Origin of the sequence: Oxalicibacterium flavum, assembly GCF_014635065.1 — a bacterium.
GTDB lineage: Bacteria > Pseudomonadota > Gammaproteobacteria > Burkholderiales > Burkholderiaceae_D > Oxalicibacterium > Oxalicibacterium flavum.
This window is the reverse complement of record NZ_BMCG01000005.1, coordinates 193,740-205,385: the sequence shown is the minus strand read 5'-3', so window position 1 is coordinate 205,385 and position 11,646 is coordinate 193,740. Positions and strand designations below refer to the sequence as shown.

The 11,646-nt window shown below is 60.3% G+C and carries 10 protein-coding genes; 3 read left to right on the top strand and 7 right to left on the bottom strand.

The features are described 5' to 3' along the window. Nucleotides 1–65: 65 nt before the first annotated feature. From IEV38_RS13160 to gcl, 4 genes are all read right to left on the bottom strand, one after another. A complete protein-coding gene (locus IEV38_RS13160) occupies nt 66–1,331 on the bottom strand; it encodes a glycerate kinase type-2 family protein (RefSeq protein ID WP_188396794.1) in 1,266 nt (421 codons plus the stop codon). A 118-nt stretch (nt 1,332–1,449) separates the two neighbouring features. Then, nucleotides 1,450–2,337 (bottom strand): 2-hydroxy-3-oxopropionate reductase, encoded by an 888-nt coding sequence (glxR, locus tag IEV38_RS13155; RefSeq protein WP_188396792.1) that lies wholly within the window; start codon nt 2,335–2,337, stop codon nt 1,450–1,452. A gap of 133 nt (nt 2,338–2,470) precedes the next feature. Continuing rightward, nucleotides 2,471–3,250, bottom strand: a complete 780-nt coding sequence (gene hyi, locus IEV38_RS13150) for a hydroxypyruvate isomerase (protein WP_188396790.1) — start codon at nt 3,248–3,250, stop codon at nt 2,471–2,473. 4 nt (nt 3,251–3,254) lie between these two features. Continuing rightward, a complete protein-coding gene (gcl, locus tag IEV38_RS13145; protein ID WP_188397054.1) occupies nt 3,255–5,027 on the bottom strand; it encodes a glyoxylate carboligase in 1,773 nt (590 codons plus the stop codon). A gap of 105 nt (nt 5,028–5,132) precedes the next feature. On the opposite strand from gcl, the gene IEV38_RS13140 reads away from it, so the two are divergent. Beyond that, complete coding sequence (locus tag IEV38_RS13140) at nt 5,133–6,038, top strand: LysR family transcriptional regulator (protein WP_188396788.1); 906 nt, start codon at nt 5,133–5,135, stop codon at nt 6,036–6,038. A 78-nt stretch (nt 6,039–6,116) separates the two neighbouring features. Here the strand turns inward: IEV38_RS13140 and pntB are convergent, their stop codons facing one another. From pntB to panD, 3 genes are all read right to left on the bottom strand, one after another. Continuing rightward, entirely contained in the window at nt 6,117–7,523 is a 1,407-nt protein-coding gene (gene pntB, locus IEV38_RS13135; RefSeq protein ID WP_188396786.1) for a Re/Si-specific NAD(P)(+) transhydrogenase subunit beta, read from the bottom strand. A gap of 14 nt (nt 7,524–7,537) precedes the next feature. Next, nucleotides 7,538–9,139, bottom strand: coding sequence for a Re/Si-specific NAD(P)(+) transhydrogenase subunit alpha (locus tag IEV38_RS13130; protein ID WP_188396783.1), 1,602 nt, complete (start codon nt 9,137–9,139; stop codon nt 7,538–7,540). A gap of 117 nt (nt 9,140–9,256) precedes the next feature. Next, entirely contained in the window at nt 9,257–9,619 is a 363-nt protein-coding gene (panD, locus tag IEV38_RS13125) for an aspartate 1-decarboxylase (RefSeq protein WP_188396781.1), read from the bottom strand. Between the two features lie 363 nt (nt 9,620–9,982). Between panD and IEV38_RS13120 the strand changes: the two genes are divergently transcribed. Continuing rightward, nucleotides 9,983–10,480, top strand: a complete 498-nt coding sequence (locus tag IEV38_RS13120; RefSeq protein ID WP_188396779.1) for an NUDIX hydrolase — start codon at nt 9,983–9,985, stop codon at nt 10,478–10,480. After that, complete coding sequence (gene mnmA / locus IEV38_RS13115; RefSeq protein ID WP_229729044.1) at nt 10,473–11,591, top strand: tRNA 2-thiouridine(34) synthase MnmA; 1,119 nt, start codon at nt 10,473–10,475, stop codon at nt 11,589–11,591. Before IEV38_RS13120 ends, mnmA begins: the two co-directional genes overlap by 8 nt. The last annotated feature ends 55 nt before the right edge of the window (nt 11,592–11,646 follow it).

Genomic DNA, 11,646 nt, shown 5'->3' with positions numbered 1-11,646 from the left:
TTCTAAAAGGAAAAATTAAAAACGGGCCGGCCGGGAACACTGCATTCCGGCCGGAGCATCGGGGGTTACAAAATCAGGATGGCGCGGAAGTCGTTGACGTTGGTGCGCGTCGGGCCGCTGACGATCAGGTCGCCGAGGCCGCTGAAGAAACCGTAGCCATCGTTGTTCTCGAGCATGGCCTTGGCACTCAGGCCCTTCTCTTCCGCACGCGACCAGGAGTCCGGCGTATAGATCGCGCCGGCGTTATCTTCCGAGCCGTCGATGCCGTCCGTGTCGCAGGCCAGTGCATAAATGCCGGGCGTGCCCTGCAGCGACACTGCCAGACTCAGCAGGAATTCCGCATTGCGGCCGCCGCGGCCCTTGCCGCGCACCGTGACCGTGGTTTCGCCGCCGGACAGGATCACGCATGGCTTGGCAAACGGCTGGCCGTACTTGGCGACCTGCTTGGCGAGCGCCGCGTGCACCATGCCGACATCGCGCGATTCGCCTTCGAGGTCGTTGGACAGGATGTAAGGCGTGATGCCGGCGGCGCGTGCCTTCTCGGCTGCCGCTTCCAGCGCATGCTGGGCGGTCGCCATCACGTGATGCTCGTTGCGTGCAAAACGCGCGTCACCGGGTTTCGGCGTTTCGCCGGCGCCGGATTCGAGATGCTGGCGCACGTTCTCGGGAATCTCGATGTTGTACTTCTTCAGGATCGCCAGCGACTGTTCGCAGGTGGTCGGGTCCGGCAACGTCGGGCCGGAAGCGATCACGCCCGGATCGTCGCCCGGCACGTCGGAAATCAGCAGCGTGATGACCTTGGCCGGCGCGCATGCGAGCGCCAGACGTCCGCCCTTGATGGCCGACAGGTGCTTGCGCACGCAGTTCATTTCGGAAATCGTGGCGCCGCTCTTGAGCAACGCCTTGTTCAATGCCTGTTTCTGCTCCAGTGTGATGCCTTCGCCCGGCAGGCTCAGCAGCGCGGAACCGCCGCCGGTGATCAGGCACAGCACGAGGTCGTCCTCGGTCAGGCCCTTGACCAGTTCCAGCATGCGGCCGGCAGCGGCGCGGCCGGCTTCGTCCGGCACCGGATGCGCGGCTTCGACGATCTCGATCTGCTTGCAGTCGGCGCCGTGCTCGTAGCGCGTGACGATCAGGCCTTCGACCTTGCCAGGCCACGTGTCTTCGACGACCTTTGCCATCGCCGCGGCGCCCTTGCCGGCGCCGATCACCAGCGTGCGTCCCTTGGCGGATTGCTTGGGCAGGTAGGCGGGCATGCACTGACGTGCGCTCACGGCCTCGACTGCGGTGTCATACAGGTCGTTCAAAAACTGGCGTGGATCAATCGACATGGGAGCAAATACTTTTAATGGGGTAAATCAAAATGAAAATTCGAACCGGCACTGCCACGATGCGCAATGCCGGTTCGATATCTGCAACTAACGCTGCAGTGGAACAGCGGTTGACGAATTACGCCTTGGCGATTTCGTGGTTCGACATGATCTCGATCGCACGGCACAGTGCCGAGTGATCCATGCCGGACAGGCCGTTGGCGGCGCAGGCATTCATCAGTTCCTGGGCGGCTGCGGTGTTCGGCAGCGAGATGCCCATCGACTTGGCGCCCTGCAGTGCCAGGTTCAGATCCTTCTGGTGCAGTTCGATGCGGAAGCCCGGGTTGAACGTACGCTTGACCATGCGCTCGCCGTGCACTTCCAGAATGCGCGAGTTGGCGAAACCGCCCATCAGCGCTTCACGCACCTTGGCCGGGTTGGCGCCGGCTTTCGATGCGAACAGCAGCGCTTCGGCGACTGCCTGGATGTTCAGTGCAACGATGATCTGGTTGGCGACCTTGGTGGTCTGGCCATCGCCGTTACCGCCGACCAGCGTGATGTTCTTGCCCATCAGTTCGAACAGTGGCTTGACGGTGCCGAAGGCAGCTTCCGAACCGCCGACCATGATCGTCAGCGAAGCGGCTTTCGCGCCGACTTCACCACCCGACACCGGTGCGTCCAGGTATTCGGCGCCGAGGTCGTTGACCTTCTTGGCGAAACCCTTGGTCGCGATCGGCGAGATCGAGCTCATGTCCACCACGATCTTGCCTTTCGACAGACCGGCGGCGACACCGTTTTCGCCGAACAGGACGGCTTCCACGTGCGGGGTGTCCGGCACCATGGTGATGATGACGTCAGCGTTCTTGGCAACTTCGGCGCCCGAAGCGCAGACCTTCGCGCCGCCGTCGATCAGTTCCTGCGCAGGCGCTTTCTGATCGTGAACGTACAGCTCGTGGCCACCCTTTTGCAGGTTGAGCGCCATCGGCGCGCCCATGATGCCCAAACCGATGAATCCGACTTTTGCCATGTTATTGACTCCTGATGTTTTGATGAAACGCGTCCGTAATGGTACGCGCTATGGTGTAGTACTTTTGTGACGAGGACGTGAAAGTCCGATAAACGTCATGGGCAGCCCGCAGACCGCCCATGATTTTTTCTTCTTACACGCCGTGCGCAGCGCGCCAGCCCAGACCTTCGACCGTGCCGGCTTTCGGTTTGTATTCACAACCGATCCAGCCCTTGTAGCCGATTTCGTCCAGATACTTGAACAGGAAGGTGTAGTTGATCTCACCCGTGCCTGGTTCGAAGCGACCCGGATTGTCAGCCAGCTGAATGTGCGGGATGACGGCCAGGTTGGCTTTCACCGTGTTCGCCAGTTCGCCTTCCATGCGTTGCATGTGATAGATGTCGTACTGGAAGAACAGGTTGTCCGAGCCGACCTTGGCGATGATGTCCAGGGTCTGCTTGGTGCCGGTCAGGAAGAAGCCGGGGATGTCGAAGGTGTTGATCGCTTCGATCAGCAGCGGGATACCCGCGGCCTTCAGCTTGTCCGCTGCGTACTTCAGGTTCGATACGAACGTCGCTTCTGCCTGCTCTTTCGACACGCCTGCCGGCACGATGCCTGCCAGGCAGTTGATGTGCTTGGTACCGAGCACCTTTGCGTATTCCAGCGCCTTGTCGACGCCTTCCTTGAACTCGGCCACGCGATCCGGGTGGCAGGCGATACCGCGTTCGCCACCGGCCCAGTTACCAGCCGGCAGGTTGTGCAGCACCATTTCGAGGTTGTTGGCTTTCAGTTTCGCCGCGACTTCCTCTGCAGGAAAATCGTAGGGGAACAGAAATTCGACACCCTTGAAACCGTTCTTGGCAGCTTGTTCAAAACGTTCCAGGAATGGAACCTCGTTGAACAGCATCGTCAGGTTGGCAGCAAGTTTCGTCATCGTATTACTCCTTTCCGGCCAGCGCGGGTTCGCCTTCCACCACGTCGATGATTTCTTCAAATTCGTTGATCGCGTTGATCTCGGTGCCCATGGCGATGTTGGTCACGCGTTCGAGGATGACCTCGACCACGACCGGCACCTTGAATTCCTTGATCCACTCCTGTGCTTTGCGCAGCGCAGGTTCGATTTCGCTCGGTTCGAACACGCGGATCGCCTTGCAGCCGAGGCCTTCGGTGACCTTGACGTGATCCACACCGTACGATGCGTTTTCGGTCGAGTTGATGTTGTCGAATGCCAGCGAGACGCAGTAGTCCATCGTGAACATGCGTTGCGCCTGACGGATCAGACCGAGGTACGAGTTGTTCACCAGCACGTGGATGTACGGCAGGTTGAACTGCGCGCCAACGGCCAGTTCTTCGATCAGGAACTGGAAGTCGTAGTCGCCGGTGATGGCAACGACTTCGCTGGCCGGATCGGCAACGCGCACACCCAGGGCGGCCGGAACGGTCCAGCCCAGCGGGCCTGCCTGACCGCAGTTGATCCAGTTACGCTCGTTATACACGTGCAGGAACTGGCCGGCAGCGATCTGCGACAGACCGATGTTCGAGACGTAACGGGTGTCCTTGCCGAACACCTTGTTCATTTCCTGGTACACGCGTTGCGGCTTGATCGGCGTGTTGTCGAAGTCGGTCTTGCGCAGCATCGTGCGCTTGCGCTTCTGGCACTCGGCGATCCACGCGTCGCGGTTCTTGAACTTGCCGGCGGCTTTCCATTCCTTGGCGACTTCGACCAGCAGGGTCAGTGCCGCTTTTGCATCCGACACGATGCCGAGATCCGGACCGAACACGCGGCCGATCTGGGTCGGTTCGATGTCGATGTGGACGAACTTGCGGCCTTGGGTGAAGACGTCGATCGAGCCGGTGAAGCGGTTGGCCCAGCGGTTGCCGATACCGAAGCAGAAGTCCGAAGCCAGCATCGTCGCGTTGCCGTAGCGGTGCGAGGTCTGCAGACCGACCATGCCGGCCATCAGCGGGTGATCGTCAGGCACGGTGCCCCAGCCCATCAGGGTCGGCACGACCGGCACGTTGACCAGTTCGGCGAACTCGCGCATCAGCGCGGTAGCGTCGGCGTTGATGACGCCGCCGCCCGAGATCAGCAGCGGACGCTCGGCTTCGTTCAGCATCGTCAGCGCGCGTTCGATCTGCTTGCGGGTTGCCGCAGGCTTGTAGACCGGCAGCGGTTCGTACAGGTCAGGATCGAATTCGATCTCGGCGACTTGCACGTCGAACGGCAGGTCGATCAGCACCGGACCCGGACGGCCCGAACGCATGATGTGGAAAGCCTGCTGGAATACCATCGGCACCAGGGCCGGCTCACGTACCATGACCGACCATTTGGTGACCGGCGACGAGATTTTCTCGATATCGACAGCCTGGAAGTCTTCCTTGTGAATACGGGCGCGCGGTGCCTGACCGGTGACGCACAGAATTGGGATCGAGTCGGCCGATGCGGAATACAGGCCGGTGATCATGTCGGTGCCGGCAGGGCCCGAGGTGCCCAGGCAGACGCCGATGTTGCCGGCTTTTGCACGGGTGTAGCCTTCTGCCATGTGCGATGCGCCTTCAACGTGGCGCGCCAGCACGTGAGCGATCGTGCCGTTTTTCTGCAGTGCCGAGTAAAACGGGTTGATCGCTGCGCCCGGCACGCCGAACGCCTGATCGATACCTTCCTTCTGCATAACCCAGACTGCTGCCTGGGCTGCGGTCATCTTTGCCATCATTACCTCCAGTGAACGAAATTTTTGCTGATACGTATACTAATTGCTGTGCAATTATTTGATAATAGAACTTTCGTTTAATCAATTAGATACTTAAAGTATCGAATGGATAAGCTCAAACAAATCGAGGCCTTTACCACCGCCGTCGATCAGGGAAGCTTTGCCGCCGCCGCGCTGGCGCTGCAGGTGACCCCGGTCATGGTCGGTCGCCGTGTCGATGCCCTGGAGAAACGCCTCGGCGTGCGGCTGCTGCATCGCTCGACGCGGCGCCTGGCGCTGACCGAGGAAGGCTCGGTCTATCTCGAGCATTGCCGCAAGCTGCTGTCGGAGCTCGATCAGGCGGAAAGCGCGATCTCCGCAGGCCGCCACAAAGTCACCGGCCACCTGATCGTTTCGGCTCCCGCTTCCTTCGGCCGGCTTCACGTGGCACCGTATGCCCCTTCTTTCTTGCAGCAGCATCCGGATCTGAAAATGTCATTCAACCTGACCGATCGCGTGGTCGATCTCGTGCAGGAAGGTTATGACATGGGGATACGCATCGGCGGCACCATCGAGCCCAACTTCGTGGCCGTCAAGCTGGCGTCCAACAAGCGCGTGGTATGCGGCACGCCGGAATACTTCGAGAAACACGGCAGGCCGAAGACACTGGACGATCTCGGCAAGCATAATTGTCTTGCGTTTAACTTGCAAGGCGGCCAGCAGCGCGGCTGGTACTTCAATCACCGCGGCAAGACGGTTTCGGTGCGCATCGACGGCAGCCTCGACTGCAACGACGGCGAACTGCTGCACCGCTGGATGACCGAAGGACTGGGCATCGCCTGGCGTTCCATGTGGGAAATCCAGAGCCAGCTCGAGAACGGCACGCTGGAAACCGTGCTCGACGAATACGCGATCCCCGAATACGACATCATGGCGGTCTATCCGCAACAACGCAACGTGCCGGCCAAGGTCCGGCTGTTCATCTGGCACCTGCAGGCCATGTACAACCAGCCGGGCTACTGGAGCAGGTAAGCGTTCACTCTTTACGTACTGCGAACACCGCACAAACAAAAAAGCCCGCTTGCGCGGGCTTTTTCATCTTCAGGCGGATCAGCCTTTCAGCGTCGTCAGCACTTCGTCCAGCATCTTCTTCGCATCGCCGAACAGCATGCGGTTGTTTTCCTTGTAGAAGAGCGGATTGTCGACGCCGGCGTAACCGGAAGCCATCGAGCGCTTCATGACGATGGTGGTCTCGGCCTTCCAGACTTCCAGCACCGGCATGCCGGCGATCGGGCTGTCCGGATCGTCCTGCGCATCCGGGTTCACGATGTCGTTGGCGCCAATGACCATGACGACGTCGGTATCCGGGAAGTCTTCGTTGATCTCGTCCATCTCCAGCACGATGTCGTACGGCACCTTGGCTTCAGCCAGCAGCACGTTCATGTGACCAGGCATGCGGCCAGCGACCGGGTGGATCGCGAAACGCACGTTGGCACCCTTGTCGCGCAGGAACTTGGTGATTTCGTTGACGGTGTGCTGGGCCTGAGCCACTGCCATGCCGTAACCCGGCACGATGACAATGCTCTTGGCTTCGCGCAGCAGTTCGGCGGTTTCCTGTGCGCTGACAGGCGTTGCTTCGCCGACCTGTTCCTTAGCAGCACCACCCGACTTGGCAGCACCCGAGCCGAAACCGCCGGCGATCACGCTGATGAAGTTGCGGTTCATGGCCTTGCACATGATGTACGACAGGATCGCACCCGACGAACCGACCAGCGCACCCGTCACGATCAGCAGGTCATTGCTGAGCATGAAACCGGTTGCCGAAGCAGCCCAGCCCGAGTAGCTGTTGAGCATCGACACCACGACCGGCATGTCGGCGCCACCAATGGCCATCACCATGTGAATGCCGAACAGCAGGGCGATTACGGTCATGATGATCAGCGGGGTCATGCCTTCCGAGACGGACTCGGCCTGGACGAACTGCACGCCAAAGTAGATGACGACCAGCAGCAGCACCAGGTTGAGCCAGTGACGCGCCGGCAGCAGCAGCGGTTTGCCGCCGATCTTGCCGTTGAGCTTGCCGAAAGCGATCAGCGAACCCGAGAACGTGATCGCACCGATCAGGATGCCAATGTAGATCTCGACGTCATGGATGGTCTTTTCCGCGCCTTCGAAATGCAGCGACGGATCGACATAGCTGGCGAAACCGACCAGTGCGGCAGCCAGACCGACGAAGCTGTGCATCATTGCGACCAGCTCCGGCATTTCGGTCATCTTGACGACCTTGGCTGCGTACAGGCCGATGGCGCCACCGATGACGAGGGCGATGACGATCCAGGCATAGCCGTCGGCGGTGACGCGCGGGCCGAACACGGTGGCCAGCACGGCAATCGCCATGCCGATCATGCCGTACAGGTTGCCGCGGCGCGAGGTTTCCGGGTGCGACAAGCCGCCCAGACTGAGGATGAACAGGATGGTTGCTCCAATGTAGGAGACAGTAGCCAGATTTGCAGACACTTGGGGTCTCCTTCTTAATTCTTACGGAACATGTCGAGCATGCGACGGGTCACGGCAAAGCCGCCGAACATGTTGATGGCGGTGAGGACGATGCCGAGGGCAGCCATCACCTTGATCAGCATTTCGGGACGCGTCACGCCTTCAGCCAGCGGCGGCGCCACCTGCACCAGCGCGCCGATCACGATGATCGACGAAATGGCGTTGGTCACGCTCATGAGAGGCGTATGCAATGCCGGCGTCACGTTCCAGACCACCATGTAGCCGATGAAGCAACCCAGTACGAACACGGTCAGATGGCCGAGGAACGCGGTAGGCGCGCCAAAGCCGATCAGGCCGAACAACAATGCTGCAAAAGCAAACATGACGACGACGCGCGTCGGCGACGACACCGTGGTGCTCGGACCATGGCCATGTGCCGGCGCAGGCGCGGCAGCAGGCTTGGGCTGTGCCGGAGCGGCCGACAGTTTGGGTGCCGGTGGCGGCCATGTCACGTTGCCCTGGTCGATCACGGTGGTGCCGCGAATGACTTCGTCTTCCATGTTCATGTGGATGGCGGCAGCGCCTTCGCCGGCCGGATCGACGCTGTTGGTCTTGATCAGGTCTTCCGACAGACGGAACAGGTTGGTTGCGTACAGCGTGGAAGCCGTCTTCGCCAGGCGCGTCGGCAGATCCTTGTACCCGATGATGGTCACGCCATGCACGGTCGTCACTTCGCCCGGAACGGTCAGCTCGCAGTTACCGCCCTGCTCGGCTGCCAGATCGACGATCACCGAACCCGGCTTCATCGATTGCACCATTTCAGCCGTGATCAGCTTCGGTGCAGGCTTGCCCGGGATCAGCGCGGTGGTAATGATGATGTCGACTTCCTTGGCCTGCTGCGCGAAGGTTTCGCGCTGGGCCTTCTGGAAGCCTTCCGACATGACCTTGGCGTAACCGCCGGTGCCGGCACCGTCTTCCTCGTAATCGACAGCGACGAACTCACCGCCCATCGAGATGATCTGGTCGGCAACTTCCTTGCGCGTATCGTTGGCGCGCACGATCGCGCCCAGGTTGGCAGCGGTACCGATCGCGGCCAGACCGGCCACACCGGCGCCGATCACGAATACCTTGGCAGGCGGCACCTTGCCGGCAGCCGTGATCTGGCCGGTGAAGAAGCGGCCGAACGCATTGGCGGCTTCGATCACGGCGCGATAGCCGGCGATGTTCGCCTGCGAGGACAGCGCGTCCATCTTCTGCGCGCGCGAGATACGCGGCACCGAATCCATGGCCAGCACGGTTGCCTTCTTGGCAGCCAGCTTTTCCATCAGCTCCGGATTCTGTGCCGGCCAGATGTAGCTGACCAGCGTACCGCCTTCCTTCAGCAGGCCGACTTCCTGCTCGTTCGGACCGCGCAGCTTGAAGATGATGTCGCTCTTGGCCCATACGTCGGCCGCGCTGACAATCTCGGCACCGGCGGCGCGATATTCATCGTCGCTGATGTTGGACAGATTGCCCGCGCCACTTTCCACTGCAATCGCATAGCCCTGCTTGATCAGCTTCTGCACGACCTCGGGAACGGTTGCAACCCGCGTTTCTCCGGGGAATGTTTCCCGCGGCACTCCTATAACTAAAGACATACCTTCTCTCTTAAGTTGTTTAAATTCCTGGTTGGATCAACGTGACCGGCACATGAATAAAAACCCGGTTCAAGCAGCTCAATGGCGCGACCGGGTTTTTTCTGGTGCTACAACGTGTTATTGCTGCTTCAGTCCCGTGATCCTGTTGTGTTCATCGACAAAAACGATCTTGGGCACATAGGTCTCGATCTCTTCGTCGCTCATCGGTCCATAGGTACAGATGATGAGCAGATCGCCGAGATGGGCACGGCGCGCAGCCGCACCATTGAGCGAAATCTCGCCGCTTCCCTTGACGCCCTTGATCGCATAGGTGGCGAAACGTTCGCCATTGTTCACGTTATACAACTCGATACGCTCGCCGACCTTGATATCAGCCGCGTCCAGCAGATCCTCGTCGATCCCGCACGAACCTTCATAGTGCAGATCGGCCTGCGTCACCGTCGCACGGTGGATCTTGGCCCTGAGCATGATGCGTTGCATGTTTCTTCCGTTTATTCAAACCTTGCCGGCGCCGTGTTTCGCGCAGACAAATCTATTCATTATGGCCGGCGCCTGCCGACTTGCCATCGGAGCCTGGCCCTTCAGGGCGCATCCGGGCAGGATCGTTACCGCATTGGAGCAGCCCGTTCGTCTGTCTTGCAAGAAAACGTCCTCGGCACGGCTTTCGCCGGCAGTCCGGAAAGCAAAGACGAGAGGATAAGCCCAAATGCCCGCCAAGCAAAGATTCGCGTTCTTTTTCGCGAAAAAACTCCGGCATTCTAGTACAAAATTAACAGCAGGGAAAACATTGCCGGCAAGTTGGCGCCGGGCACGTTAGAATTAAGGGTTATTCCGAAAGCCCTTATGTCCGATATCTGGAAACCATCCGTTACCGTTGCCGCCGTCATCGAACGTGACGGTCATTTCCTGCTGGTCGAGGAAGAGACCAGCGAAGGCATCCGCTTCAATCAACCGGCCGGCCATCTGGACCCCAGCGAGTCGCTGGAACAGGCCGTGGTCCGCGAGGCGATGGAAGAAACCGCCCACGAGTTCACCCCCACCGATCTGGTCGGCATCTATATGTCGCGCTACGTCTCGGCACGCACCGGGCAGGACATCACCTATCTGAGTTTCACTTTCTGCGGCAAGGTCGGCGCACGCCACGACCAGCCGCTGGATGTCGGCATCCTGCGCGCGGTCTGGATGAGCTACGACGAACTGGTGGCCTGCCAGGATCGGCACCGCAGCCCGTCCGTGCTGCAGCGCGTTGACGACTTCCTGGCCGGCAAGCGCATGCCGCTGTCCTATCTGATCACGCATTCGTCTGTCTATGATGTTGCCAAAGAGGCCATCAGTGGCTAAAAAGCGTGTCGTCATCGGCATGTCGGGCGGTGTGGATTCGTCTGTCTCGGCCTGGCTGCTGAAGGAGCAGGGCTACGAAGTCATCGGCCTGTTCATGAAGAACTGGGAAGACGACGACGATTCCGAATACTGCTCGACGCGCCAGGACTGGATCGATGCGGCCAGCGTGGCCGATGTGGTCGGCGTCGATATAGAAGCTGTCAACTTCGCCGCCGAGTACAAGGATCGCGTGTTTGCCGAGTTCCTGCGCGAGTACGAAGCCGGCCGCACGCCGAATCCCGACGTGCTCTGCAATGCCGAAATCAAGTTCAAGGCTTTTCTGGATCATGCCGTTGCGCTCGGCGCCGACCTGATCGCCACCGGCCACTACGCGCGGGTACGCGAAATCACATCCGGCCCCGATGCCGGCCAGGTGCAACTGCTCAAGGCAGTTGACGCCAGCAAGGACCAGAGCTACTTCCTGCACCGCCTGAACCAGGCGCAGCTGTCGAAGACGCTGTTCCCGCTCGGCGAGATCAGGAAGACCGAAGTGCGCAAGATTGCCGAACAACTGAAGCTGCCGAACGCGGCCAAGAAGGATTCGACCGGCATCTGCTTCATCGGCGAGCGCCCGTTCCGCGAATTCCTGAACCGCTATCTTTCCTATCAGCCTGGTCCGATGAAGACACCGGACGGCACCGTGGTCGGTGAGCACGTCGGCCTGAGCTTTTACACGCTAGGCCAGCGCAAGGGCATCGGCATCGGCGGCATGAAGACACACCGCAATGCCGACGGCACCAGCGACGCCTGGTACGTCGCGCGCAAGGATGTCGCCAACAACACGCTTTACGTGGTGCAGGGTCACGATCATCCGTGGCTGCTGTCGTCGGAGCTGTCGGCAGGTCAGATAAGCTGGATTGCCGGCACGCCACCAACCGATGAAGCCGTCTTTGCCAAGACGCGCTATCGCCAGTCCGACGTCGCCTGCCGCCAGCATACGGAAGCCGACGGCTTCTCGCTCTTGTTCGATGCGCCGCAATGGGCCGTCACACCCGGCCAGTCGGCGGTGCTGTATCAGGGCGACGTTTGCCTCGGCGGCGGCATCATCAATACCAGCGAAACCGCCGCCTGAATCAGGATGCGCCAAACAACAAAGCCGTCCTCGCGACGGCTTTGTTTTTCATGTG

Bases quoted from the DNA above. Each gene is read 5' to 3' on its own strand.
- IEV38_RS13140 (WP_188396788.1), top strand. From the start codon at position 5,133: ATGGATAAGCTCAAACAAATCGAGGCCTTTACCACCGCCGTCGATCAG.
- glxR (WP_188396792.1), bottom strand. From the start codon at position 2,337: ATGGCAAAAGTCGGATTCATCGGTTTGGGCATCATGGGCGCGCCGATG.
- IEV38_RS13160 (WP_188396794.1), bottom strand. From the start codon at position 1,331: ATGTCGATTGATCCACGCCAGTTTTTGAACGACCTGTATGACACCGCA.
- IEV38_RS13120 (WP_188396779.1), top strand. From the start codon at position 9,983: ATGTCCGATATCTGGAAACCATCCGTTACCGTTGCCGCCGTCATCGAA.
- panD (WP_188396781.1), bottom strand. From the start codon at position 9,619: ATGCAACGCATCATGCTCAGGGCCAAGATCCACCGTGCGACGGTGACG.
- IEV38_RS13130 (WP_188396783.1), bottom strand. From the start codon at position 9,139: ATGTCTTTAGTTATAGGAGTGCCGCGGGAAACATTCCCCGGAGAAACG.
- hyi (WP_188396790.1), bottom strand. From the start codon at position 3,250: ATGACGAAACTTGCTGCCAACCTGACGATGCTGTTCAACGAGGTTCCA.
- gcl (WP_188397054.1), bottom strand. From the start codon at position 5,027: ATGGCAAAGATGACCGCAGCCCAGGCAGCAGTCTGGGTTATGCAGAAG.